Annotated in this window: 23 protein-coding genes and 1 tRNA gene; 5 read left to right on the plus strand and 19 right to left on the minus strand. The window is 49.9% G+C overall.

Features of this window, described 5'->3' with window-relative positions; translation table 11 throughout:
- Positions 1-4: 4 nt before the first annotated feature.
- A tRNA-Met gene (locus tag GF404_09160) sits at positions 5-78 on the minus strand.
- Positions 79-309: 231 nt separating this feature from the next.
- On the opposite strand from GF404_09160, the gene GF404_09165 reads away from it, so the two are divergent.
- Both GF404_09165 and GF404_09170 read left to right on the plus strand, forming a co-directional pair.
- Entirely contained in the window at positions 310-1,251 is a 942-nt protein-coding gene (locus GF404_09165) for a DUF4872 domain-containing protein (protein MBD3382352.1), read from the plus strand.
- A gap of 112 nt (positions 1,252-1,363) precedes the next feature.
- A complete protein-coding gene (locus tag GF404_09170) occupies positions 1,364-1,900 on the plus strand; it encodes a hypothetical protein (protein MBD3382353.1) in 537 nt (178 codons plus the stop codon).
- Between the two features lie 63 nt (positions 1,901-1,963).
- Here the strand turns inward: GF404_09170 and hprK are convergent, their stop codons facing one another.
- The 5 genes from hprK to lptB form a co-directional block, all read right to left on the minus strand.
- Positions 1,964-2,932 (minus strand): HPr(Ser) kinase/phosphatase, encoded by a 969-nt coding sequence (hprK, locus tag GF404_09175; GenBank protein ID MBD3382354.1) that lies wholly within the window; start codon positions 2,930-2,932, stop codon positions 1,964-1,966.
- Between the two features lie 5 nt (positions 2,933-2,937).
- Entirely contained in the window at positions 2,938-3,300 is a 363-nt protein-coding gene (raiA, locus tag GF404_09180; GenBank protein ID MBD3382355.1) for a ribosome-associated translation inhibitor RaiA, read from the minus strand.
- A gap of 356 nt (positions 3,301-3,656) precedes the next feature.
- Entirely contained in the window at positions 3,657-5,084 is a 1,428-nt protein-coding gene (rpoN, locus tag GF404_09185; GenBank protein ID MBD3382356.1) for an RNA polymerase factor sigma-54, read from the minus strand.
- 30 nt (positions 5,085-5,114) lie between these two features.
- A complete protein-coding gene (gene rpoN, locus GF404_09190; protein MBD3382357.1) occupies positions 5,115-6,545 on the minus strand; it encodes an RNA polymerase factor sigma-54 in 1,431 nt (476 codons plus the stop codon).
- Between the two features lie 64 nt (positions 6,546-6,609).
- Positions 6,610-7,386, minus strand: a complete 777-nt coding sequence (gene lptB, locus GF404_09195) for an LPS export ABC transporter ATP-binding protein (GenBank protein MBD3382358.1) — start codon at positions 7,384-7,386, stop codon at positions 6,610-6,612.
- 191 nt (positions 7,387-7,577) lie between these two features.
- Between lptB and proC the strand changes: the two genes are divergently transcribed.
- Both proC and GF404_09205 read left to right on the plus strand, forming a co-directional pair.
- Entirely contained in the window at positions 7,578-8,414 is an 837-nt protein-coding gene (gene proC, locus GF404_09200; protein ID MBD3382359.1) for a pyrroline-5-carboxylate reductase, read from the plus strand.
- A gap of 242 nt (positions 8,415-8,656) precedes the next feature.
- Positions 8,657-9,253: a hypothetical protein gene (locus GF404_09205; protein ID MBD3382360.1), complete on the plus strand. Its 597-nt coding sequence runs from the start codon at positions 8,657-8,659 to the stop codon at positions 9,251-9,253.
- 21 nt (positions 9,254-9,274) lie between these two features.
- On the opposite strand, the gene GF404_09210 is transcribed toward GF404_09205, so the two are convergent.
- From GF404_09210 to GF404_09220, 3 genes are all read right to left on the minus strand, one after another.
- The gene (locus GF404_09210; GenBank protein ID MBD3382361.1) at positions 9,275-9,745 is read right to left on the minus strand and encodes a hypothetical protein; all 471 of its coding nucleotides are present in this window, start codon (positions 9,743-9,745) and stop codon (positions 9,275-9,277) included.
- Between the two features lie 372 nt (positions 9,746-10,117).
- Complete coding sequence (locus GF404_09215) at positions 10,118-11,914, minus strand: ATP-binding cassette domain-containing protein (protein ID MBD3382362.1); 1,797 nt, start codon at positions 11,912-11,914, stop codon at positions 10,118-10,120.
- A gap of 1 nt (position 11,915) precedes the next feature.
- Positions 11,916-13,685, minus strand: coding sequence for an ATP-binding cassette domain-containing protein (locus GF404_09220; protein ID MBD3382363.1), 1,770 nt, complete (start codon positions 13,683-13,685; stop codon positions 11,916-11,918).
- 102 nt (positions 13,686-13,787) lie between these two features.
- Between GF404_09220 and GF404_09225 the strand changes: the two genes are divergently transcribed.
- Positions 13,788-14,270: a hypothetical protein gene (locus GF404_09225; GenBank protein MBD3382364.1), complete on the plus strand. Its 483-nt coding sequence runs from the start codon at positions 13,788-13,790 to the stop codon at positions 14,268-14,270.
- 2 nt (positions 14,271-14,272) lie between these two features.
- Here the strand turns inward: GF404_09225 and GF404_09230 are convergent, their stop codons facing one another.
- The 10 genes from GF404_09230 to GF404_09275 all read right to left on the minus strand — a co-directional run bounded on the left by GF404_09230 (position 14,273) and on the right by GF404_09275 (position 25,035).
- Complete coding sequence (locus tag GF404_09230; protein ID MBD3382365.1) at positions 14,273-14,932, minus strand: outer membrane beta-barrel protein; 660 nt, start codon at positions 14,930-14,932, stop codon at positions 14,273-14,275.
- Between the two features lie 54 nt (positions 14,933-14,986).
- The gene (locus tag GF404_09235) at positions 14,987-15,958 is read right to left on the minus strand and encodes a hypothetical protein (GenBank protein MBD3382366.1); all 972 of its coding nucleotides are present in this window, start codon (positions 15,956-15,958) and stop codon (positions 14,987-14,989) included.
- Between the two features lie 332 nt (positions 15,959-16,290).
- Entirely contained in the window at positions 16,291-16,983 is a 693-nt protein-coding gene (locus GF404_09240) for an ATP-binding cassette domain-containing protein (GenBank protein ID MBD3382367.1), read from the minus strand.
- A gap of 26 nt (positions 16,984-17,009) precedes the next feature.
- A complete protein-coding gene (locus GF404_09245; GenBank protein MBD3382368.1) occupies positions 17,010-18,272 on the minus strand; it encodes an FtsX-like permease family protein in 1,263 nt (420 codons plus the stop codon).
- Between the two features lie 3 nt (positions 18,273-18,275).
- Positions 18,276-19,502: an FtsX-like permease family protein gene (locus tag GF404_09250; GenBank protein MBD3382369.1), complete on the minus strand. Its 1,227-nt coding sequence runs from the start codon at positions 19,500-19,502 to the stop codon at positions 18,276-18,278.
- 8 nt (positions 19,503-19,510) lie between these two features.
- A complete protein-coding gene (locus GF404_09255) occupies positions 19,511-20,605 on the minus strand; it encodes an efflux RND transporter periplasmic adaptor subunit (protein MBD3382370.1) in 1,095 nt (364 codons plus the stop codon).
- A gap of 139 nt (positions 20,606-20,744) precedes the next feature.
- Complete coding sequence (locus GF404_09260) at positions 20,745-21,890, minus strand: saccharopine dehydrogenase (protein MBD3382371.1); 1,146 nt, start codon at positions 21,888-21,890, stop codon at positions 20,745-20,747.
- A 78-nt stretch (positions 21,891-21,968) separates the two neighbouring features.
- Positions 21,969-22,622 (minus strand): hypothetical protein, encoded by a 654-nt coding sequence (locus tag GF404_09265; GenBank protein MBD3382372.1) that lies wholly within the window; start codon positions 22,620-22,622, stop codon positions 21,969-21,971.
- Positions 22,623-22,678: 56 nt separating this feature from the next.
- Positions 22,679-23,875, minus strand: coding sequence for an alanine racemase (gene alr / locus GF404_09270; GenBank protein MBD3382373.1), 1,197 nt, complete (start codon positions 23,873-23,875; stop codon positions 22,679-22,681).
- 14 nt (positions 23,876-23,889) lie between these two features.
- Positions 23,890-25,035, minus strand: coding sequence for an amidohydrolase (locus GF404_09275; protein MBD3382374.1), 1,146 nt, complete (start codon positions 25,033-25,035; stop codon positions 23,890-23,892).
- Positions 25,036-25,132 lie beyond the last annotated feature (97 nt).

A 25,132-nucleotide genomic window follows, 5' to 3' on the forward strand; every position in this document is an offset into this window, starting at 1 on the left:
AAAATAGCGGGGGCTGGATTTGAACCAGCGACCTTCGGGTTATGAGCCCGACGAGCTACCAGACTGCTCCACCCCGCATCGAAGTCATCAAATATATAAGTTTAATCTGTCCTGTCAAGCAATCATATTAATATAACCCAAATAATGACCGCCGGCAATCTATTTAAGTAAAATCCTGAAATACAAAGAGTTCAGTCGCGGTCTCGGTAATTAGTTGAATCTCGCGCTGTTTAATTGTATTATACAACTCAATACGAAAGCTGAAAGTGACTCATTAGATGTTTTGTTGAAAAAGTATATCTGTTCACTATGTACTACTTCATAAACGGATTCAAACACCTGCCCGGAAAAAACTGTGTTACCACCGCATTACGAAATATCCTCAACTTTTACCATAAGCTGATGTCCGAGGAGCTGATCTTCGGTCTCTCCGGAGGGCTCGGATTCTACTACAAGGAACTCGAAGGTTTTCCGAACCCGTTTATCGGTGGATCCGCAAGCGGGTTGGTCCAGAGGTTCTGTGACTATATGGGGCTGAAGCTGTACGAACTGCGCAAAGAAGATCCGGAGGCGGCTCACAAGTCGATGATCGGTAAGATCATGTCCGATTTGCCGGTAATCATCCAAATCGATCTCTATTACCTGGATTATTTCAGCAGTAAATTTCACTTCCCCCTGCATCGCCTGATACCGGTGGGTATTGACGATGAGTATGTCCATGTGGCCGATACCGGTTACCGCTCAATAAAGAAGACCGATATCGGACGATTCAAGCAGGGGCGTGTTTCGGATTATCCGCCGGGAAGTCCGGGAAATTTGCAATTGTTCATTGAAAAGCCTCAGGATGAGCTGCCAATCATCGAAAACCTGTGGGAGGTGATTGCCGACAACGCTGGCCGGATGATCTATTCCATAGATGCTAACGGCCTTGAAGCACTGGAAAGATTTACCAGTGACCCGGATAAATTTAATGATCTCGAATACCTTTATATTCAGATCGAACGGGCAGGCACGGGGGGAGCGCTGGGAAGGTTGATGTACCGTGATTTTTTAAGCGAGGCCAATCTCTACCGGCCCCATCCGAATCTGGTCGAAGCCTACGAACTCTATTCCGAGGTTGTGGATATATACCAGCGGGTTGTAAATGGTATAAAAAAGGGTCAGCGGGAGAGTTTCGATAAAGATATCGGCAAAACTTTCTTGCTCGAAAAAAAAGCGGTGGAAACGCTTTTGAGCCTTCCGGTGGAATAGATTATTTTATTGTACCATGGGTTAACATTACGTCATTACTTACCGAAAATTAACAGTAAGACACTCTGCCGGATGATTGTGACCGGTGAAAACGCAACATGGGGGATAGCTTATGCTGGTGCGATGTTCTTACTGCGAAACCGACCTGGGCCAGAAGGAGCCCCTGGGTCAGGATGATATCTCTCACAGCATCTGTGATGACTGCTTTGAATACTTCACTGATCAATGGTCCGGTAAGGATTTGAGTGAATATCTCGACCGTTTCGAGAAACCTGTCCTGGTGGTAAATTCTGACCGGCGGGTGGTTGCTTTCAATAAACAACTGGAGGAGATGACAGGTAAGAGCTATCGCGAAATGGCTGGCCTGCGTGGAGGCGAAGCGCTGGAATGCGCGTACGCTCGTCTTCCGGGTGGATGCGGGAAATCGGTTCACTGCCAGACCTGTACGATTCGAAACACCGTTTTGGAAACCATGGCGAGCGGATTATCCCAGAAAAACATCAATGCCTATCTCTTTCAGGAAGATCAATGCCTGGACGTAGTCATCTCGACTTTTAAAATCGACAATACGATCAGGGTGGTCATCGATCATGTGATTGTCAGAGAAAATCCACAAACTTGTGAAAACCAGCCTGTATCACGAAATTGAAATCAGCTTGAGTAATAAAAAAGCCGGCGGAAAGCCGGCTTTTTTTATTATAAACAGAACTGTTTACTCGAAATCTGACTGAAGATACTCACGCGTGGTCAACTGCCTCTGCATCCGTTCGGCCAGTTTTCGTGAGAACTGCTGGGCGGTGTTTTCACCATAGACCTTGAGCATCTGGTTCATCGCGATCACCTCGGAAATTACAGTGATGTTTTTGCCCGGTGAAACCGGAACGGTCACGATCGGAATCTCGACGCCCAAAATGGTTGTATAGGTCTCCTCGATCCCGAGACGCTCATAATCGGTTGTCTCATCCCAGAGTTGCAGGCGGACTTCTACCTCGACCCGTTTCTGCATCCTGATCGCCCGGATTCCGAACAACATCTCGATATCGATAATACCGATTCCGCGGACTTCCATGTGGTGGCCCAGAAGGTCGTTGCCGGAACCGACGATATAGTTCGGTCCCTTCTTGGTGACCTTGACCATATCATCCGCCACGAGTCGATGACCGCGTTCAATCAAATCCAGCGCGCATTCCGATTTGCCTACCCCGCTTTTGCCGGTATAGAGCATCCCCACGCCATAGACATCGACCAGGGTACCATGTAATGTTGTAAACGGCGCGAAGAAATCATCCAGATAACCGCTCATACGAGTAATTAAATCGGCGGTGGTCAGGCGGGTCTGGAAGACCGTGGTATGGTAACGGTTGGCGATCTCGATCAGTTCGGGCGAGGGTTTGATCGTCTTGGTTACGATAAAAAACGGGATGTCATGGCGAAAAACCTTCTCGAGATGACGGATACGGTCCTGCGAGGCCAGGCTGGCCAGGTAAGCCATCTCGGTTTCTCCCAGAATCTGGGCCCGGTTGGAGGCGAAACGCTGGGTGTAACCGGACAGTGCCAGCCCGGGCCGGTTTATGGCTGGTGTCGGCACACGCTTTTTGAGGCCGGTAGCGTCGGTTAACAGGTAGAGCTCCAAAAGCTCTCGACAATCTTTATATAGTTTTTCGACGGTCAGTTCGTTCATGGCTTCTAATAGTCCAGGGTAATATCCTCATCGGTCGTCAAATCAGGATTGGCTGTTTTTTTCCGCGCGACTTCTTTTTGCTGTTTATCTTTGAGTTTGCCTTTGTATTTTTTGAGCTGTCCGGAAAGCTTGTCAACCGCTTGCTCAATCGAAACCGCCATGGCGTCCGATTCGCTCGTACCGGTCAGAGTGGAGCCGTAGACCTTGACTGAAACTTCGGCCAGGTGTCGGTAACCCTCTACAGTCAAAACGACATTAGCCGAAATTATCCTGTCGTAATAGCGGGTCAATTTTTCCAGTTCCTCGTGGACGATGTCCTTATATTCTTTGGTCAGCTCAAAATGCCTGGCTGTGATATTAACCTGCATTACGTACTCCTTTCTTATAGTAACCCATTTTCCAGATTATCAGCCGTCAATTTGACGCCGGGATCTCGTGACCCATGGCGTTGTTTCAGGCGAATGTCGGGTATTCGACGCAAGCACGGCCACTTTGACCGACCTGTCGAAACAGGCGCGTTTAAAAGTATAACATACGAAGTCATCAAAAAGTTTAATAACCCGGCTGAGAGATTGTTTTTGCCCCCGATAGTTGATCTGTGAGATAGAACCGTATGACTGCCCAAAGTTGCCTGAATCATTCCGTCAACCCTGGGGTGTCTGTGGATGATATGATTTCAGGTTTTTTCTCCACACTGGAAAAATCATGATATGTATCGGATTTGTCAACTGTTTTCTTTGTTTACTATCTTTCTGAACCGCGCAGATTTGATCTGAAGCTCCTTGCGATACTTAGTCACCGTGCGCCGGGCGATCTTGATACCGTCGGCATTGAGTTTCTTCTGGATCTCCTCATCAGAAAGTGGCTTGGCCTTGTCCTCGCCGTTTATCAGTTCTTCCAGTTTCTGCTTGACACGGCGCTTCGTCATCGATTCACCGTTTGATCTCTGCAGTCCGCTGTTAAAGAAATACCTGATCTCGTAGACACCCTGCGGTGTCTGGACATATTTGCCATTGGAAACACGCGAGATCGTGGCAACGTTCATCTCGACCCTGGTGGCGATATCCTCCATGATCATTGGCTTGAGATAATCAGGACCTTTTTCGAAGAACTCATACTGCTGTTCGATTATCGCGTTCATGACCTTGATCATCGTGGCCCGCCTCTGGTTGATCGCGTTTAAAAACCAGCGCGCCTGTTCCAGTTTTTCGCGTACATATTTTTTGGTGTCCTTGGCAGTTTTGTTGCCACGACCCAAAAGCTGTTTATAAGACGAGTTTATCCTCAGCCTGGGCATCGAGCGGTCATTGTGCATAACTACATACTGACCTTCGATCTTGTCCACGATCAAATCCGGTATCACCGTCGAGGCGCCCTGGGCAAATTTGCCGGAGGCCGGACGGGGTGACAATGAGCGGATAACATCCATCGCGTCGTTGATTCTCTCGATCGAGACATTAAAAGAGCGCGAGAGCTGAAGCGGTGACTTGCGGTCGAGTTCATGGTAGAACTGATCGAGAATCTTGTATGGCAGAGAATTCTCCAGGTTGCGTTCGGCCAGCTGGATCAGAAGCGATTCCTTGATCGAGCGCGCGCCCACGCCGGGTGGATCGAACTGCTGGATTCGTTTCAGGATTTCCTCGATCTTCTCCGGCTCGACCCTGATCGCATCGGCCAGCTCCTCGACCGGACAACTCAACAACCCGGAATCGTCGATATTGCCGATAATAAATTCACCGATATCGTAATCTTCAGGCTCCAGTTTCAATAGCGATAACTGCTCCAGGAGGTGCTCGTAGATTGATTTTTCCAGGGCAGGGGTATTGGTCTGCCATTCCTCCTGCTTTTCACGCATCCGGCGGAAAGTATAATCATCGGCATCATCGTCCAAATAACTCTCCCAATCGGTATCGCTCTTGGTCATAGCCGGGTCGAGAATCGGATCCTCGTCGCCCAGAACATCGCTTTCTTCGTATTCGTCCTCGGTTGTATCCTGCTCGAGAACTTCTTCCTCTTCCAGCATCGGGTTGATCTCGAGCTCATGACGCAGGACCTGTTCCAGTTTCAATGCCGGCATCTGCAGCATTTTCAGCGACTGGATCAATTGTGGAGCCAGCTTGAGCTGTTGCTTTATCTGTAATCCGAGTTTCATAGACTGTTTCCCATAATCCTTTTATACTTCTTATCGGATATGTTTGCGAAATCTGGCAGATTTTATTCCAAGTTCTTTACGATATTTTGCGACTGTCCGCCGGGCAATCATAAAACCTTTTCCCTTTAATTTCAATTGAAGAGCTTCATCTGTCAGCGGTTTGGCAGAATCCTCTCTGGCTACCAGGTCTTTAAGTTGTTGCCTGATCCTGTTTTTGGCAACCATCTCACCATCCACGGTTTCCATTCCCTGGTTAAAGACAGCTTGAATCTCGTAGACTCCCAGCGGGGTTTGCATGTATTTTCCGGCTGAGGCGCGCCAGACAGTGCTGGTGTCGACACTGATATCATCTGCGATTTCTTCCATCTTCATAGGCTTTAGATAATCCGAGCCTTTCTCGAAAAACTCACGCTGTCTTTTAATGATCGCCCGCATCATTTTCAGCATGGTCTCACGACGCTGTTTGATCGCACTTATCAAATCCCTGGCATTCTGGTAATTGGACTTGAGGTACCGCCTGGAATCTTCATCAAACCCCGCCTTTTTCCTGGTATAGGGTTCGTAGGCGTAATTGATCGAGACCTTCTGGGCAAACTTGTCGATATGCATGGCGACATACTCACCGTCGATTTTTTCGACCAGCATATCCGGTTTAACGGCGATATCTTTAACCGCGAACTGTGCACTGGCAGGGCGGGGAGAGAGCGTTCGAATCAGTGCCATGGCGCGCTCAATCCGCTCAACTGTGGTTTTATAGGCACTGGCCAGCTGTTGCGGAGATTTACGGTCCAGGACTTCGTAGTAGTCCTCGAGAATACGGTAAGCCAGGCTGTTTTCATGCCCTTTTTCTGTAAGCTGAATCAACAGGGACTCCTTGACCGAGGATGCACCTACACCTGATGGGTCGAACTGCTTGATCTGGTTCAGTACACATATCACTTCGTCTTCATCAACTTCGATTTTTTCAGCCAGTTCATTGATCGAAACGGTTAAAAGTCCGGAATCCTCAATATTGATTATGATTGCTTCGCCGATTTTTCGCTCAACTGCTGACAGCCTCAGAAGTGAGAGCTGGTCTAAAAGATGTTCGCACAGTGATTTTTCCGCAGGGGGTGTATTGGTCTGCCACTGTTCGTGCTTTCTGCGTAACAGCTTGAGCGCATCGTCATAGCTGGCCTCATCACCGAGTGCCTGATTCCAGTCAGTGTCGCCTCTGGTCATTGCCGGATCGAGAGCCGGTTCCTCGGCGCAGAGTTCTCTTTCAATGATTTGATCCATACTTTCAATCGCAGGTTCTTCCGGGTCAGCCAGCTCCAGCACCGGATTGGCCTGAAGTTCCTGTTCGACATGAAGATCCAGTTCCAGCGAGGACATCTGAAGCAGTTTTATCGACTGCTGAAGCCTGGGGGTCATTCTCAAAGATGTTTCCGGTGTTAGTCCCGGGGTCAGTTTCATGTCCATAATTGATTGCCTATTAACAGTTTACAACTGCCTGCGCTATCTCTATTATCGGCACATGAGGCCTTCAGTTTAAACGGAATTTTTCACCAAGGTAGACCTTGCGCGCCTCCGGGTCATTGGCCAGATAATCAGCAGTCCCGGCCTTCAAAATCGTACCGTCGCACATGATATAGGCCCGGTCGGTAATCGAAAGCGTCTCGCGCACATTGTGGTCGGTGATCAGAATCCCGAAATCGTCGGCCTTCAGCTTGCCAATTATGTTCTGAATATCCTCAACAGCGATCGGATCGATCCCGGCAAAAGGCTCATCCAGTAGCAAAAAAGTCGGGTTCAAGGCCAGCGCACGGGCGATTTCGACCCGTCGGCGCTCACCGCCCGAGAGAGTATAAGCATAGTTATTTCTCAGATCGGCGATATCCAGCTCTTCCAGCAAGAACTCAAGGCGTTCTTTCTGTTGCGATTTAGGTATTTTTCGCATCTGCAGGATCCCATGGATATTGTCCTCGACCGTCAGCTTGCGGAATATAGATGGTTCCTGGGCCAGATAGCCGATCCCTTTGCGGGCCCGTTTGAACATTGGCAGACCGGTCAAATCGAAATCGTCGATCATCACACGGCCCCTGTCCGGCTTAATGAAACCTATTATGCTGTAAAAGGTTGTGGTTTTTCCAGCGCCGTTGGGGCCGAGCAGTCCGACTACTTCACCGCATTTGACCTCGATCGAGACCGAATCGACCACCTTTCGTCGACGATAAGTTTTCTCCAGGTCGATCGAGCGCAGGATCGAACAGGGCGGTTTGCCGGCAGTTTCTGACTGATTTTGGTTCGAGAGGTTTTCCATAATATGTGCCGATCGGTTTGGCAAGCAAAAAACGCGCCAAAGCCTTTAAAAATAATATAACCTGTTTTAACCCGCTGTCAAGTTAAAAAGCTGATAGTACTGATTCTTTAGCAGAGTCCATCACAATTATACGGTCGAATCGTTCAAAATCCTCAAGAGTATCACCAGAAATGCCGTTTTTATAAATATATATGTCAGATACCAAGACTAAACAGAGAATGGCCGTGATCGGTGGCGGCAACATCGGCTCCGCGATCGCCCTGGGGCTGGTCAATTCCAAGAGATTCTCGCCTGACCAGATCATGGTCACGCGCCGTCGAGTTGCGCTTCTCAAGGATCTTGAGAAGCAGGGCTTCGTGATCGAGGCTGACAACTGCAATGCTGTCCGGGCGGCGGAAATAATTGTGATAGCTGTCGAACCGGGACAGCTCAAGGGCGTCCTCAGGCAGATATCACCCGCGCTCGATCCGAACCGTCATATAGTTTTCTCGATCGTTTCGGGAGCGGAGATTGCACAAATAAAGAAGATCCTCGACACAGATGTTCCGGTGGTGCGTGTAATGCCTAATACCGCGGTGGCAATCGGAGAGTCGATGACCTGTATATCCGTCGATGATACCGATAAGAGCGCAATGGAGACCGCGCGTTCGATTTTCGATTCAGTTGGAGCGACCCTGGTGATCGAGGAAGACCTGATGGTTCCGGCGACCGCTCTCTGCGCCTGCGGGATCGCCTTTTTCTTCCGGGCCATACGGGCGGCTTCTCAGGGCGGAATCGAGATCGGGTTCCATTCGCGCGAGGCGCTCCAGATGGCGGCCCAGACTGCCAAGGGGGCGGCGGCGCTTCTGAACCGGCAGAAAAATCATCCGGAAACACAGATCGACCTGGTGACCACTCCGCGTGGATGTACGATCGCCGGGCTGAACAATATGGAACACCAGGGGTTTTCCTCGGCCATGATCCGCGGCATCCTGACCTCCGCCGAAAAAGCGGAAAAGCTCTTTCATGTGAACAACGGCGAGGATTGATCAACGCTTGATCCATGCCTTTTCAGCGGGGATCGATTTTTACACTTAATCCATTTCCTGTTAAGAATCTGCTGTTGCCAGTAATCCTGTCAAATTCAATCTTCCATCGGGCTGAAGTCTGAAGAGCGGAATCAGTATCAGCATTCATAAAAACCTTGCCGGAAAGGAGATTCATGCTATATTGTTTGATGTCAGATATTGTCCGCACTTCTATATGATTATAAATTAGCAGGGAGGTTGCCATGAGAGTTCTTTTGGTTATATGTCTGGCATGTGTGATGGCTTTTTGTGGATGCCAGGACAAACCGCTCGACAACCAGGCGGATATGTTTCATAAAATAGACACTGATCCGGGCATCAACGAGATCGCATCTCAGATCGATTACTACCAGCAACTCGAGAACAGCAAGCTAAATGATTTCTGTCATCGTGGAACCCTTCAAGGGTACTGGATTCGCGATGCGGTCTTCAGCTTTACGGGCGAACTTTCGGGCGTAATGTACGAGAAAAACAACGCACCGTTCGCTTATTACAACGGCGAATTCTTTAAGACAAATGACGGCAACCAGTATTTTTCAGCCTCGATATCAGGTTACTACACCGACCACGTAATGGGTTTCATGTTCGGGACGTGGTACTACGATGACTACCGGATGTGCCCGATGTGCGGAACGGGTCATGGGCAGTTCAACGGTTACCTGGTGCTCTACGAAAACAGTGAATGGGGCAAGGTGCGCGGTGAATTCGGCGACTATACCCAGCCGGTTGATCAGGACAGCCTGCCGATGAGCGGAGTCTGGAAGACGGTCTGCAGAAACACCGACAGTGTCGAGAAGTAGAATGAATTTAAACTGGATCCCTTAGAAGCGAGACTGATGAAAACGAGTACCGCAGTGCTTGCAGATTTTTGCCCGGAATTTTACCACCTCATCACATTCCGGGCATCTTTTTGTCATATACGCCGATTCATTGCGATGACGGTTCAACTGCGCTGAAGCTACACCATGGAAATAGTCCGCCTGATCCCGTTCAGCCTTATCGATAATTAATTCCATCGGGTTACCATCATCGTCACAGACATCTCTCATATCAAAATCGATCCTGGAAGTGATCAGTCCCTCATCAATCTGGATGTCATTAAACTCATCCCACCTGAAAGAGCGGATTTGACTGCGGTTGAAAAGCTTCAGACGGATCATTATCAGCCTTTTATTGGTGGCAATATAGCGAAACTTTTCTGAGCTGAAAAAACCGCCGGATTTGACAGTCGCCAGAACTTCCTCGTCTTCCGGGATGTAACATCCATAACATTGTTCAAATTTCATGTACATTCCATTGTCAGTTGTGATGTTGTCATGCCAGATCTACAGGTAGATACTGGCTATGGATATATATAATTTCGACAGATCAATGGATTTCTTTACTTTGCCTGTATTGTGCTGTGGCAGATCGTGAGCTTCCGACTTCAGCCAGGAGCTTTAGACCTGTCATGTAAAAATCCGATGATTTAGATTTCTCCGCTTGCCCACCGATCAAGATCGGTGACCTCGGTCGCTATGACGACTTGTGCATCCATGTCTTCGCTGGGAGCACAGCGACGAAGCAATCTAAATTAAGTGATCTAAGTAACGCGGTGGGCAAACTCAAGATTAACCGGAAATTTTTTACTGAAGGTTGAGGGAATCTTTCGGGCATGAGACTTGTTAAACTGCCGCGGGGATTTCCTGGTCTTTGTATTGAAGCTGATAGAGGTTCCAGTAGATACCGCGCTTTTTGAGAAGCTCTTCGTGGTTGCCGATCTCGCGGATCTCACCCTTATGAATGACGACGATCTTGTCGACCTGCTTGATAGTCGAGAGCCTGTGCGCGATGATCAGGGAAGTACGACCCTTCATCAATGTCTCGGTTGCCTTCTGGATGATAAGTTCGGTTTCGGTATCGACCGAAGATGTGGCTTCGTCGAGAATCAATATCTTCGGATCGAAAGCCAGCGCGCGCGCAAACGATACCAGTTGTTTTTGACCGACAGAAAGCAGACCGCCCCGCTCGCCGACATCGGTCTTGAGGTCGTTTTTCAAGCCACTACCGATTCTCATCAAGTTGATCTCGCGAGCAGATTTTTCGATCTGATCATCACTGATCGAGGGATTTCCCAGGCGGATATTCTGATCGATTTTACCCGAAAACAAGAACACATCCTGCAACACCAGCGATATATTTTTTCGTATCTGTTGTTCGGTAAGCTGCTTCAATTCGATACCATCGAGCTTGACACTCCCTTTCTGGTAATCATAGAAACGCAGTATCAGATTTGTGAATGTCGTCTTGCCTGAGCCGGTGGCGCCGACTACGGCCACCTTTTCGCCGGCTTCGATCGTCAGGTTGATATTCTTGAGAATCCATTCGCCCGGGTTGTAGGCGAACCAGACATCCTTGAATTCGATCTTTCCACGAACATCGGACAGCTTCTGAAGTTTTACCGGAGGAGTGATCGCGGGCCTGGTGTCCAGAAGTTTAAAGACACGCTCCGAGGATGCCATGGCGGTCTGGAGGATATTGTACTTCTCCGAGAGGTCGCGAATCGGACGGAAGAACATCTCCATATACTGAGAAAATGCGACCAGCGTTCCAAAAGTGAGTGTGCCCTGGATAACCTTGCTTCCGCCGTACCAGATGATTATCGCGAGGCTGAGTGCGCCGATAACTTCGATCACAGGGTAAAACAGTGCGTAGTAGATGATCGAACGATGGTGCTTTTTCTTAAGCTCATCGTTGATTTTGTCGAAGCGTTTGAAGACTCGATTTTCCTGCACGAAGTGCTGGACCACTGAAACGCCTGATATATGCTCCTGGACATAGGCATTGAGACGTGCTATCAGACGCCTGATTTCACGGTAGGCGTGACGGACCTTGATGCGAAAGATGATGGTTGCCACTATCAGGAGCGGAAGCCCGATTAAAGCCATCAGCGCAAGTTTCCAGTTGATTACCAGCATTACGCCGATGATCCCGAAGATTGTCAGCAGATCGCCCAAAATCGTCACCACGCCCGAGGAAAATAGTTCGTTGAGCGAATTGATATCCGAGGTTATTCGGGTCAGCACCCTTCCAACCGGGTTGCGGTCGAAGAAATTCATACCCAGCGACTGCACATGTCGAAAGACCGCCAGCCGCAAATCGTACATTGCCCTCTGCCCGATCCATTCCATCAGGTAGATCTGCCCGAAAGTCGAGACAAACTGCACGACAAGGATGGCGGCATAGATCAGAACCAGCCAGCCCAAACCCTCTATATCATCGTTGGCGATATACTTATCGATTCCGGTTTTGATTACATACGGTCCGGCCAGCTGTAGAAGCGAGGCGATGATCATGATAAAAAATGCCAGCACCATCCATTTTTTGTATGGCATCAAATACCCGATCAGCCGTTTCATCAACCGGGCATCGTAAGCCTTGCCGAGGTTTTCATCGTCAAAGAATTCCCTGCGCGGAGCCATCTCAGATCGCCTCCAGTTGCTGTTTCAATGACTGCAGTTCGACTATCCGTGCGTACTCGGGTGACTTTTCGATCAATTCATCATGGTTGCCGCAGGCGATGATCTTGCCCTGGTCCATGACACAGATCTTGTCAGCGTTTTTGATAGTTGAAATCCTGTGGGCGATAATGATCGATGTGCGCGACTGAATAACATCGCTTAGGCTCTTTAAGATTCTATCCTCCGTGCTGGTGTCTACCGAAGCGAAAGCGTCGTCCAGGATCAAAATCGGCGGTTTACTGATTATCGCCCGGGCCAGGGCGGTCCGTTGTTTCTGGCCACCGGAAAGGGTTACACCCCGTTCGCCGATCATGGTTTCGAAGCCATCCGGAAACTCCTCGAACTCCTCGGCGATACCGGCGATTTCCGATGCCCTGCGGACTTCGTCAGCAGGAGATTTCTCCAGCCCAAAAGCAATATTGTCCGACAATTTCTGGGAAAACAGGAAAGCCTCCTGGGGCACATAGCCGATCTGGGTGCGCAGTTTTTTAAGTTCGATCTTGTTGATATCGTGACCATCGATAAAGATTTTGCCGTCGGGAAGCTGGAAGGTGCGCACCAGCAGGTTGACCAAAGTCGATTTCCCGCACCCGGTCGGACCGACTAATGCCAGGTTGCTACCGGCTGGAATTTTGAGATTGATATCTTTCAGGATCAAGCGCTCATCGTTGGGATAGGAGAAATTAAGATCGCGGATTTCAATCTCGCCCTCGAATCTCTGCGGGGTTTCACCTTCGGGTCTGTCGACGATCTCAGATTCACGGTCGAGGATCTTATTGATCCGTTCCAGTGAGGCAGTTCCCCTTTGAAAAAGCGAGACAGTCCAGCCGATCGCCAGCATCGGCCAGGTCAGCCTCATCATGTATTGGATAAATGCCACCAGCGTACCCAGAGTGATCACCCCGGCAATTACCTGCCGTCCGCCGAAATACAGGAGCGTCAGAGTGATCAACCCGACCACCAGAAAAATCAGCGGAAGAAACAAGCCACGGGTTTTGGCCAAAGACAGGTTTAAATCGATGTAGGTTTTATTTAGTTTCGAGAAATCCTCGATCTGCGGATTTTCCTGGTTGTAAGCCTTGACAACTTTTATACCGGACAGATTTTCCTGCACAAACGAGGACATCTTCGAGAAATGCTCCTGGATAGCAAAAAATTTCTTATGAATCTGCATCACCAGCTTGTTGGTCATCAAAGCCAGAATCGGAACCGCCGCCAGGGCGATCAGGGTCAGTTTCCAGCTCAGGATGAACATGAGAGTCAGGGCGACCGCGATCGAGATGACGGAATTTCCGATCTGCATAACAGCCGGACCGACCAGCAGTCTCACCGCTTCGATATCGTTGGAACCGCGAGCGATAATATCGCCGGTCGGAGTGTTTTGATAAAACGAGCGGGGCAGTCCCAGAAGATGGCGGAAAAACTCGTTGCGGAACTCGTACTCGAAAATCCGTGAAGCCCATATCAGCGTACGCCTCATCATAAAACGAAAGAAACCGGCCGTCAGCGCGATGATCAATATCAAAAGGGCATAACGCTGGAGATCGGACATAGTGGCACGGTTCTGTTTTAGGCTGTCGATAGCCAGCTTGACGATCCAGGGGGATGCCATCAGGATAGCATTCGATAAAATTGTGACTACCAGCCCCCAGGAGATATAGAATTTGTGGCGCCGGAAGTGTTTGAACACCCGGGCTAATGTATGACGAAGGTTGTATTGTTTTTCCGACATAAAAGTGCTAACGCATCAGGGCTTTCGAAGTTCCTTCAAACTAAATGCTTTACAGAACGAACCAGGTTAATTAAACTGAAATTATAGCCTGTGAGTGATCTAATGTCAACTATGAGTTCCATAAAGCGATTCATCGCCGATGATATGGTCGGTAAGCTGGCCCGCTTCGTGAGGCTTTTGGGCTACGACTGCGTCTACCAGAAAGGCATCGAGGACAAGCATTTAATTGAGCGAGCGCTGGTCGATGACAGGATAATCCTGACCCGCGACACACGGCTGGTTGAAATGGTTCTGGCCAAAAAGTACCTGTTGATCGAATCTGATGACCCGGAAATTCAACTCCGGCAGGTTATTTCAGACTGTGAACTCAAAATCGATCCCGGCACTATCCTGTCACGTTGCCTCGTATGCAATCAACGGCTGGAAGATATTGAAAAATCCGAGGTTGCGGAGAGGGTCTGGCCGTATGTCTACCGGACTCAGGAGGAATTCAAAATCTGCTCGGAGTGTGAGCGAATCTACTGGGAGGGGACTCATGTCGAGGCGATCAAAAAAAGACTCAGGAACTGGGGTGTTATAGATTGAGTTTAGAACAGGCCAAGGCTGACCTGTACCCCGGCAAAGAGCGACAGGAACTTGGAATTGAACGAGACCACCTCGTCACCGGAATACTGTTCCAAATCCTGCACGATATCGTATTGCGCGTTTAAATCCAGAGTGATTTTGGGAAAGACTGAAAACCGCAATCCGCCCTGCAAATTCCAGCCGAACTTGGTTTTGCTGTCGAGCGTGTTGGAAGCGATTTCATCACCCTCGGAATCCTTCAGGCTGGTCCTGCTGGAAAAGTAATAGACTCCGATACCCGCGCCGGCATAAGGCTGAAAACCGGGTATGGGTGGCGACAGTTCCAGGCCAAGAGTGGCCTTCAGGAGATCGTTGGTGTAGGTTTCGGTGAAGAGATCATCGGGATATCCCTGAATACTGACACTGCGGTCATCGCGTTCGAAAAAAACTCCCTGGACCCCCAGCCGGTAGCTGACGAATGGCAGGGAAGCCATATTCAGCTTGCCGAAACCCATGATCGAGAACCCGGTTTTGGTGTATTCGTTGAATTCTCCCTGGGGCAGTGTGGCGCCCAGTCCGCCCCCGATTGAACCGGAAAGCCCCGCGGCGGTCAGGGTTTGAACCGTCAATAAAAAGATTATCGCCAATGCTTTGATCTTCACCCTAATCTCCTTACATCTCATTTCAGGCCAATCTAAGAGTATGATGTTGCCGGGAGGCTGTCAACAATAATTCAGCTACCTCTTTAGCGAGAAACTGAATGTGAACGCCTCATATAGGTTATCGCCAAAAAAGTCCTCGGCTGAAGTATTAACCGCCATGGTGTAGACGGTTTGATAGGAGAGGTCATCGTCGGGATAAAACAGGAAAGCCTGGTCACTGATCCATTCGAACTGCCCGGATATCTCGAGGACATCATTTGAAAAAGAAAAAGCGTTCTCCGCGCTGAAACGGTTCATCGAGGTATTGAAGCGCACCTGGAGCACAACCGAGGTACCCTTCAGTTCAGTGTCCTGCTCGGGGTAATGATATTCGACCGCGACCGGTTCGGTTCGAAAGCTGTGCGGTGATAAACCGTAGACCGGATTCCCCCAGATATCGACAATCTGCTGGTCTATCGTGACCGTGTAATCTGTATCGGCGCGCAGATCGGAAGTCAGTGGGTATGTATAGATGGTATGGTCTTCCGATGATTGTCCGTTCTGGTAGGAGAATTCCGGGCTTACAGTGAACGGGTCGACCACGCGGTATTCATCGATCGGCACATTGAACCTGAGTCTCATCCGGCGCGGGTAGTTTTCGACTGCGGGTATATTGGGATTTCTGATTTCCAGCTGTAGAAGACGCGCGCTGTCGGTAGTGAACTCGAATTCCAATTTTTCCGGCAGGTGAAAGCCAAGCGTGTCGACCGCGGTGGTGTCGATTGCGCAACTGTACGATGTCATAGTCTGATAAGCCGGCCGGGGGTAGATCCTGAGTATGTGCTGTGCCAGGTCCGGGACAATATCAGTAGAATCACTGGAATACTCGATCGCCCAGTTTGAATAGAAATCAAATTCCGGATCCGAGGAAAAGGCCTCAATCATACTGGCAGTATCCATCGGTCTTTTGAAATATATCGCCAGGGGTTCAGTCATGCTCCCGACAGGCGTTTTGGATTTAAACGATACGCTGTCGATATAGCGGTCGAGTGGATCCTCTTCCGGCATTGCCGGATTATCCTCGCACCCGGTTAAGACAACGGAAGAAATTAAAATTATCAATATGAAAATACGCATATCGGTAACCTCTCTTTTGTGTTCAACCCTAACTCCCGGTCGCTGTTACTGCCAGTAGCGGATTAAAGATCAGGTTGTTCGCATGGCGAATGTAAATACCCGGACAGTTTTTCCGCCCGCTGAAATACAAATCTACGGAGCAGGCTCAAATCAAATGGTCCAGCGACAAAGCAAGACCTCTGTCGCTTACAAGCCCCAATCTCAATATATGCTTTGTGATTCGGCGGGCAAGGTTAAATCTGAGTGTTTAAATGATACGCTGATCAATTTTTATGGCCGTTGCCGTTCTCGAGCGAATCGACAATCATGCCGTCTTTGAGTTTGACCAGGCGGTTGGTGCGTTTGGCAATATTGGGATCGTGGGTAATCATCAGGATAGTACTGCCGTCGCGCCAGAGCTCATCGAACAAAGCTATGATCCTCTGTCCCGATTTTGAATCGAGATTGCCGGTCGGCTCATCGGCCAGAATCAACCTCGGGTTGTTGGCCAATGCGCGCGCGATCGCCACCCTCTGCATCTCGCCTCCGGAAAGCTCTGTCGGGCGATGGTCCATACGGTCACCCAGCCCGACACGGTCTAAAAGCTCAGACGCACGCTTTTTGCGTTCTCGGGACGGTGAACCGGCGAACATCAGGGGCAGTTCGACATTCTCGAACGCGGTGGCATAGGGCAAAAGATTGAAATTCTGGAAGACAAAACCTATTTTACGATTGCGGATTTCAGCCAGCTCATTGGGTTCAAGGTTTTCGACCCGCTGGCCGTCCAGGAGGTACTCGCCACCCGAAGGAACATCCAGGCACCCGGCGATATTCATCAAAGTCGACTTGCCCGATCCGGAAGGGCCTACGATCGAGACAAATTCGCCCGACTTCAGCTCGAGGTCGACTCCCTTGAGCGCTTTGACCCGGATTGAACCGGTATCGTAGATCTTTAATATGCTCTTCATAGAAATCATGTTGCCATTGTGCATAATCTCACCTCTCACTCGTAACGTAGGGATTCGACCGGGTTTACAGACGCGGCTTTACGTGATGGGAAGAAACCGGCCACTATACCGATCAGGCCCAGGATAGACGCGGTAACTATCGCGATTGTGCCCGATATGGTCGGCTTGCCCAGCCACCTGAGGGCTTCGTTTTCGAACTCGACCGAGGCCATCATGCCGGTAATTGCAAATGATATGGCGATACCGAGCAGACCGCCGATACAGGCGATCAAAAGAGCCTCGAGTATAAACTGCGCCATGACCTGGAATTTTTTTGCTCCCAGTGCCATCTTGATGCCGATTTCGGTCGTTCGTTCCTTCACCGCGACGTACATGATATTGGCCACACCGACACCGGCCACCAATAGAGTCAGGCCTCCGATCAAGCCGAAAAATATCTGCATTCCGAGCATGACCTTGCTCATCGTCTCGACATTTTCGACGAAATTCCAGACATGTACAGTCGACATATCGGTCGGATCGAATTCGTATCTTCCGGCCAGTTCCTGCACCAGACGGTCCTCCATCCAGTCAGCGTGTTTGGTGTCGTGAAGCTGGATTACCAGGTTGTTCATATAACGGTGCCCGTAGATACCCTCGAAAGTTGTGGCGGGGATAATCACGCGGTTCCAGTCCGGTCCGGAATACATCCCCATCTGCATCTTTTCCGCCATAACACCGATTACGGTAAACTGGTTGCGATTGATTTCGATCTGCCGACCGACCATCTTTTCGACAGGCATGTTTTCTCCAAACAGGTCGGCCGCCAGCTCGTGCCCCAGGAAAGCTACTCTGCGTTTGTTTTCCATGTCGAGATCATTGATGAAACGACCCCCTGACTGCGGGATCATATTGCGCATATTTTCATAGCTTGGATATACGCCGTTGCACATCCGGTTGAACATCTTCTTGCCATTGGCAACCGTGACACCCCAGCGTGTATATTCGCCGCCGATTTGTTTCGCTTCTGGAATTCTCTGTTTGAGATAATCGATTACTTCCTTCTCGAAACGGATCCTGCGTCCGCGCGGCAGGCCCTTGTACGGTTTGGAAGTCTGACCGCCCCAGATGATCACGATGTTCTCACCCAATCCCTTCTGGTTTTTGGCCAGGCTGGTGCGCAGACCCTCGCCGAATGCCAGTAGCATAGTGATTGACATAGTGCCCCACACGATCGCCAAAATCGTCAGGAACATACGTTTTCTCTGGGCTTTGAATTCGCGCCAGAACATCTTAAATACTAATCCGAGACTGAACATAAGCTACATCATCTTTAAAGCTTTAACCGGGTTCATAGTCGAGGCCCTGCGGGCCGGGAAGTAACCGGCCAAAATCGCGATTATCAGCAGGGCCGTGATTGTCGAGATGCTTACGAAAGTTGATACCTGGGGTACACCGACATACTCGTCGAATCCGAGCTTAGGGAAGAAGTGGACGATAGTCGAGGCAAACAGGTAACCGAGTCCGCCACCCAGCATCGTCAGAAAAGTGGTCTCAAACAAAAACTGCCTGAGGATAAATCCGCCTTTTGCTCCCAGGGCCATTTTGAGGCCGATTTCACGAGTGCGTTCCTCAACCACCACGTACATGATGTTTGCGACTCCAATTCCGCCCACTATCAGTGTGGCGATCGAAATAATATAGAGAAAGATCCGAAATCCCCAGAAAAAGTAAGTAAAGAATTCCGTGTTTTCCGTCGTATCCCACATGCTCAAGGCCTGTTCATCAGCCGGGTCAAACTTGTACTTCTGGCCCATAATCTGGAAGTATTTCTGTTTGGCGATCGGATGAACTTCTTTTGATTCAGCTTTCCAGACCGTATTGTTTACATAGCTTTGCCCATAGAGAGCGACGAAAGTAGTCGCCGGGATATACAGTTTGCGATTGTCACGGCCGTTGTAATTGGAATCCTGGTTTTTCTCTTTGAGGATGCCGATTACAGTGAAAGGTTGACCGTCGAGGTAAGCCGTTTCGCCGACGGCCTTTTTACCCTCGCCGAAAATCTGGTCGCGGAGTTTATTGCCCATAAAGCAAACCCGCCGCCTTTGCCCCAGGTCGTTTTCATTGATGAACCGACCGCCGGCATCTGCAATAATGTTTCTCATCAGAGAATACTCCGGCCAGGTGCCCACCACCGGGGCTACCACGTTGACTTTGTCATGTTTGACAGGCCGGTTCCATTGCGAGTACTCAGGAGCGATATATTTCAATTCCGGGATCTGTTGTTTGAGCATATGTACATCTTCTATCCGATGCCAGATTCGTCGTCCACGGGGCAAGCCCTCATAGGACATGGAGGTTTTACCGCCCCAGACGATGACGATATCCTCGCCCATACCCTTGAATGCCTTGGTCTGGTTGACATGGATACCGTAACCGAAAGCACCCAGCAGAATCACCGCGGCGGTGCCCCAGAAGATTCCGAACAGGGTCATGATTGTGCGCAGTTTTTGACCGCGCATATCACGCAGTATTTGTTTAATGAACATCCAGTTCACTATTCGATCTCCCGCGGTGGATATTCAATGATTTTCTGACTGCTGTCGATTCCGGCCAGAACCTCTATATTGAGGCCGTCCGAGAGTCCGACTTCTATCGGGATGGTTTGGATTTCACCGCTGGCTGAATCCTTGATGTCGACAAAGGTGGAATCATCTTCGAATGTCACCAGGCGTTCGGGGATCATCAGGATATCGTGCTTTTCATTGATGATGATCTCGGCTGTAGCGGAGTATCCGGCCCGGAGAACGTTTTCGCCGGTTTGTTCGATCTCGATTTCAACATCGAAGACAGTGGTCTGGTCTTCTTTTCTTGCCTTGGAAGCGATCCTTGTCAGCCTGCCCGTGACCGTGTCCGACGACAGCGCACCGACCTTCAGAAACACATCCATACCCTCATAAAGCTTGCCGACATCGATCTCATCGACTGTACCGCGAAATACCAGGTTTTGCATATCCGCCAATATGATGATCGGTGTGCCGGGTTGATAGGAGGTCATCGGTTCGACCGGGTCGCCCTCCTCGGCGTATCGGGCCAGTACAGTGCCGGCTACCGGTGCCAGGATGACCGATTCGATTGCGCCCGAGGAAGTCATCGTTTTACCCTCGCGCAGGAGGCTGAGGGCTTCCTTGCGACGCTGTACACTCAAGCGCGCGACATCGACATTCTTTTTGGCATTATCGTATTCCGACTGTGAAAGAAGCTTTTTATCATAGAGTTCTTTTTTGCGTTCATAATCAGCCTGGGTGTTGCGGAAGATCACCTGGGCTTCCTGGAGGGCCAGTTCGGCATTGACGATCTGGTCCGGGGTCGGCTGGGGTGCGACCTCGAACAGGCTGTCGCCAACCTCGACCTCGTCGTTTTCCTCGACAAACATCCTGCTGATTACTCCGGCCAGATGCGATTTTACACCGATCTCCTTTTCCGGCTCAATCTCCCCTACAGCTACTGCTTTATCAATAATGTCACCCCGGGTAACATCTATCAGTTTATAGTTGCCGTCATTATCTGCTGATTTCCCGCGGAAGCCGAAGAAAACGATGGCGGCTATCAGTATCAATACTATTCCAATTGCGGTCACTTTTTTCATCATGTTTCTCCCACTTTCAATTATCTATTTCAAATAATGTACGAATATCGGGAAGCAAGGTTTCCCGCATTTATAAGACAGGCCTGTATCCTGAAGGTTACAGGAGATTGAGCGAAATATTCAAATTCAGTTTACTTTGTGATCAGTCCCGAATTTCTTCCAGTTTGAATCCACGGCGGGACATTTCCTCGACGAACAGGTCGGTCGGCACCGAGAGTTCCTGTGGCACAGCACCCTTTTTGGTGATTTTACCTTCAGCCAGCATCTGCGCAATTATGGCCGAGGGGAATCCGGTCGAACGCATCATGGCGGTGAGCTCGTTTTGTTCGTCGTAATAGTCGACCATACGATAGGTCAGGTGTTCTTTTTTACCCGCTTTTTCACCGCTCAGTTCGACCGACACCAGGGCGACATCACGGTTGTCACCATTCAAATAACTTTCGAGGATCTTGCCGGTCAGGTGGCGCGGGATGATCTTGACGCCGTCGATTTCAACCATCTGAGAGGAGCAGAAACCGAGGTCGATGATGGTCTTGAAAAGTTTCTGGTGGCCGGGATAGCGGATCGTCTTGTAGTCGAGATTTTTAACCCGGCCGTAGAAAGTCTGTGGCAGAGTCGAAGTCCCGCCCGAGGTCTGGAAAGCTTCAAGCTGGTCGAACGGTGCAGGAAACGAAAGCTGTTCAGTTTCGGTCAGAGGTTTGACTGTCTGTACTTTGCCATCGCGGATCACAACCGCGTCTTCGATATATTCATTAATCAAACCCTCGATCGAAAAAACCAGGCTGTAATTGAGGGGAGGTGTCGGATTCTGGGGCAGTCCCCCGACACGCAGGTGCACATCCTCGAGATTATCGAATTGCTTTGCGCCATGAGCGGTCAATACCTGCACCAGGCCGGGAGCAAGACCCGTATCGGGGATGACCGTGACACCTTTCGATTTGGCTTTTTCATTTAAACTGAGCTGTTGTTCCACGACTGCGTTGTTGCCTCCCAGGTCGACGAAATCAGCGCCCAGTTCGATCGCAAGCTGTGCCAGTTCGTAGTTGAACTGGTAGTGGATAGCAGATACTATTACTTTGCTGTTTTCGAGAGTTTCACGAGTACCCTTGAGATTTCTGACATCCACCCAGGTCGGTTTGATCTTGTCAGAACTAACGAATTCGGCCACTTTTTTGGCCTGGCTGATATCTATGTCGCAAACCAGAATCTTCTCTATCTTATCGTTACGGGCCAGGTCGAAGGCGATCGCCTTACCCATCATTCCGCTTCCTAAAAGTGCTACCTGCATATTACCTCCAGTTGTTGCCTTTCGAAGATAATCAAATCGGAAAGATTTTCAAAGCGCAGTTTTCAGGAAACAATGGATTCAGCAACCGTACTTTTCGGTAATTTTTTCGGAGGTCTCGGAATCGAGCTGGCCACTGATGTTGATTTCGTTGTCGTACTGAAATTTGCGGAGCGCGTCGTAAAGGTCGGGAGTTATCTCATTCGGATAAGTGTCGTGCTTAAAATAGTTCAGATTGCGAAGCCTCTGGGAAGCTCCCCTGACAGTGTCGGGGGGATCGAGGTGACCGAGGTAAAACGACATCATCAGCTCCCCGCCCAAGTCGACAAAGACCTGCTCTGTGCCGGCCGGGAGATCGGCCTCGATTTTGCCGGAACTGCCGGTGTTGCCGGTGATCTCTTGACCCTGTCCGGAAAAATTCACAGTGTAATCCTTGTTGGTCAAAAGCTCGCCGTTTTCGTTTTTCAATGTTACCGATAGCTGCTCGGTTTCGGCCAGTGTCGCCTGGATGCTGACCGGCCCGCTGTTTTTGCCTTTGGTGGGGACTTCAAGCTCCTCCCGGACCGGTATCCAGACCTCGTCACCGGGGCTTAAGAGATCCTTTTCGTTGCGCTTATCCTTGAGTGCCTGGTTGGGAGGATGATTATATATAGTATCAGGATCAGCAATGTTATGCTGGCGGGCGATTTTGCCCATCCAGTCACCTTCCCTTACGATATACAATTTATCCGGCATACATGAAATATATTCCACCGGGTTCACTCGTCAAGCTTTAAGTATAAAAGCGGGAATCAGTCGACTACAATGCGGGGAATTTCCTCCGGCAGGCGTACCAGCACCTCGTAATTTAAATAGCTGGTCATATCCGAAAATGATCCGACCGAGATATGCTGTTTTTTCTGGTTGCCGATGATCGTGACCTCATCGCCTACCTCAACCAGGGGAACATCGGTGACATCGATCATCATCATATTCATATTGACCCATCCGACCACCAGCACCCGTCGACCCCTCACGAGAACATAGCCCTTGTTTGACAGGGTGCGCGAGAAGCCGTGATAGTAACCGATCGGTACGCAGGCTATTTTCTGCTTGCGGATCGTCATATATGCAGTGCCGTAACCGACGAACTCGCCCGGTTTGACCTGCTTGATGTTCATGATACGGCTTTTCCAGCTGATGATCCTTCGCAATGGGTCCTTGCGACGCTGGTTATCGGCATCGCCATTGCGCTGGTAATAATGCATCTGAGTCTCCCGGCTGGGCCAGTAGCCGTAGTGGGCTATACCGAAACGAACCATATTCATGATCGTCTCCGGGTATGTCAGCGCGGCGGCTGATGCAGCGGTATGGCAGATACCGGTGTCGAGGCCCACCGAACGCAGAGTGGCTACCATGCGGTTGTATTCTTCGGTCTGGTTTTTGATACGAATATAGTTGCCTATACTTTCCGCACCTGCATAATGTGTGCAGGTTCCGATCACCTGGATGAAATCGTAGTTGGATTTGATTTTTTCCACCGCCTGGTCGAGATACTCGTCATACAGTCCGGTCCGGTTGAGGCCGGTTTCGAGCTCGAGATGAATTTTGGCCGGCTTTTGAAGTTTCTTGGCGGCGACAAGTGCGTCATCGAGTTCCTTGTTGGAAAAAACGAAAAAGGAGATGTTGTTCTCGATCGCCCACTCGATCACATCCGGAGTGGTCTCACCCATGATCATGATGTGGCTTTCCTGGGTCTTGACCTTATTGGCAACATAGGCCTCATAGGGGCTGTAAACCGAAAAATGACGCACTCCGCACTCTTCGGCAAGCGGAAGGAAAGTCTCGATCCCATGACCGTAGGCGTTGCCCTTGATGACTGATGAGAATATCGTGTTGCGACCGATGTATTTTTTTAGAAAGCGGATATTTTTTTTCAGGGCTCTGCGCGACAATTCAATTCTGGAGGTATGAAATGATTCATGTAATATTTTTTCAGATACTTCCATGACCACACCTCAACTTACCTGACTGTAATCGCTTCTATAATTTTTACGAAAATCTTCACGCCGGTTTCAATCAAATCATCCGGGAAATCATAGGTCGGATGATGAAGTGCGGGCTGATCCTTTCCAGCCCCGATTCCGAACAGTGCTCCTTTGTATTTGCCGGTAAAATGACCAAAATCCTCTGACCAGGGAAAAGGCGATGGCTGTTCGAATTTCTCGAGACCGAGCTCGTCGGCCGTCTCCAGGATGATTTTGACCGCTTGAGGATCGTTGACGGTAGCCGGGAAATGTTCATCCCAGCGGATCTTACATCCGAGCTGCCAGCTTTTGGCAACACCTTCGGCCAGGCTGGAGCATTTCTTTGTCAAGCGGCTCATGACTTCATCGGTATGGGCCCTCAGGGTTGCCATCACCTGGGCATAGCCGGGCGATGTGCCGAATGCGATTTCACCCAGCCGGGCATGAATAACCGTCACTTTAGAGGCCTCATGCAACGCCGTATGAAACTGGGGCACAGCGCTCAAGGCGTTGATCATCTGGGACACAGCCAGGGCTGGGCTTTTGCCGGCATGAGGTTCGGCGGCATGAGAGGTTTCTCCCAGCAGTTCGACGATCATACCGCTCGAGGCCGAGGCGAATGTGTCATGACGGTAGATCAGGCTGTTTTTCTTGAATCCGGGCAGGTTGTGAAGAGCGAACACGTAGTCCGGCTTGATCTGCTCGAACCTGGAATCGGCCAGCACCCGAGCCGCGCCTTTGCCGATTTCCTCGGCCGGCTGGTAAAACAGCACCACACTGCCTTTTTCTGGACGATTTCTGCTCAGCGCGCGGGCTACGCCGGCCAGAATCGTCATGTGGCCGTCATGACCGCATTTATGCGAGCAGTTATGTCTTTCGGATGCATAGGGAAGCTCGATCGATTCAGGGATCGGCAGGGCATCGAGATCCGCCCGCAAAAGCACCTGCGGACCGGGATTATTACCCTCGAATACAGCCGCCAGGCCGTAACCGCCAATGCCTCCGATTATCCGATCAGCGCCCTGGTTCTCGAGATATTCCGTTATCAGGCGAGAGGTCTGTTCCTCATGGTTGGAGGGTTCGGCCAGGCTATGAAGCCTGTGCCTGAGTTCGATCAAATCCCTGATATCGCTATCCTGCATAGTTCCGCCCCGTTTTTGTCAGCAAATCATCTCCTTATAATATATTCGACCGACCACGGACTAGATTGACAACAAGGGCACATTATATTCAAATATC

The sequence above is a fragment of the Candidatus Zixiibacteriota bacterium genome (genome assembly GCA_014728145.1).
In the GTDB taxonomy this organism is placed as follows: Bacteria; Zixibacteria; MSB-5A5; order JAABVY01; family JAABVY01; genus WJMC01.

Bases quoted from the DNA above. Each gene is read 5' to 3' on its own strand.
- GF404_09230 (MBD3382365.1), bottom strand. From the start codon at position 14,932: ATGAGATGTAAGGAGATTAGGGTGAAGATCAAAGCATTGGCGATAATC.
- GF404_09170 (MBD3382353.1), top strand. From the start codon at position 1,364: ATGCTGGTGCGATGTTCTTACTGCGAAACCGACCTGGGCCAGAAGGAG.
- GF404_09220 (MBD3382363.1), bottom strand. From the start codon at position 13,685: ATGTCGGAAAAACAATACAACCTTCGTCATACATTAGCCCGGGTGTTC.
- lptB (MBD3382358.1), bottom strand. From the start codon at position 7,386: ATGGAAAACCTCTCGAACCAAAATCAGTCAGAAACTGCCGGCAAACCG.
- GF404_09255 (MBD3382370.1), bottom strand. From the start codon at position 20,605: ATGATGAAAAAAGTGACCGCAATTGGAATAGTATTGATACTGATAGCC.
- rpoN (MBD3382356.1), bottom strand. From the start codon at position 5,084: ATGAAACTCGGATTACAGATAAAGCAACAGCTCAAGCTGGCTCCACAA.
- raiA (MBD3382355.1), bottom strand. From the start codon at position 3,300: ATGCAGGTTAATATCACAGCCAGGCATTTTGAGCTGACCAAAGAATAT.
- proC (MBD3382359.1), top strand. From the start codon at position 7,578: ATGTCAGATACCAAGACTAAACAGAGAATGGCCGTGATCGGTGGCGGC.
- GF404_09275 (MBD3382374.1), bottom strand. From the start codon at position 25,035: ATGCAGGATAGCGATATCAGGGATTTGATCGAACTCAGGCACAGGCTT.
- GF404_09250 (MBD3382369.1), bottom strand. From the start codon at position 19,502: ATGTTCATTAAACAAATACTGCGTGATATGCGCGGTCAAAAACTGCGC.
- GF404_09165 (MBD3382352.1), top strand. From the start codon at position 310: ATGTACTACTTCATAAACGGATTCAAACACCTGCCCGGAAAAAACTGT.
- GF404_09215 (MBD3382362.1), bottom strand. From the start codon at position 11,914: ATGGCTCCGCGCAGGGAATTCTTTGACGATGAAAACCTCGGCAAGGCT.
- GF404_09265 (MBD3382372.1), bottom strand. From the start codon at position 22,622: ATGCCGGATAAATTGTATATCGTAAGGGAAGGTGACTGGATGGGCAAA.
- GF404_09260 (MBD3382371.1), bottom strand. From the start codon at position 21,890: ATGCAGGTAGCACTTTTAGGAAGCGGAATGATGGGTAAGGCGATCGCC.
- GF404_09235 (MBD3382366.1), bottom strand. From the start codon at position 15,958: ATGCCGGAAGAGGATCCACTCGACCGCTATATCGACAGCGTATCGTTT.
- hprK (MBD3382354.1), bottom strand. From the start codon at position 2,932: ATGAACGAACTGACCGTCGAAAAACTATATAAAGATTGTCGAGAGCTT.
- GF404_09245 (MBD3382368.1), bottom strand. From the start codon at position 18,272: ATGTTCAGTCTCGGATTAGTATTTAAGATGTTCTGGCGCGAATTCAAA.
- GF404_09240 (MBD3382367.1), bottom strand. From the start codon at position 16,983: ATGATTTCTATGAAGAGCATATTAAAGATCTACGATACCGGTTCAATC.
- GF404_09205 (MBD3382360.1), top strand. From the start codon at position 8,657: ATGAGAGTTCTTTTGGTTATATGTCTGGCATGTGTGATGGCTTTTTGT.
- GF404_09225 (MBD3382364.1), top strand. From the start codon at position 13,788: ATGTCAACTATGAGTTCCATAAAGCGATTCATCGCCGATGATATGGTC.
- GF404_09210 (MBD3382361.1), bottom strand. From the start codon at position 9,745: ATGTACATGAAATTTGAACAATGTTATGGATGTTACATCCCGGAAGAC.
- rpoN (MBD3382357.1), bottom strand. From the start codon at position 6,545: ATGGACATGAAACTGACCCCGGGACTAACACCGGAAACATCTTTGAGA.
- alr (MBD3382373.1), bottom strand. From the start codon at position 23,875: ATGGAAGTATCTGAAAAAATATTACATGAATCATTTCATACCTCCAGA.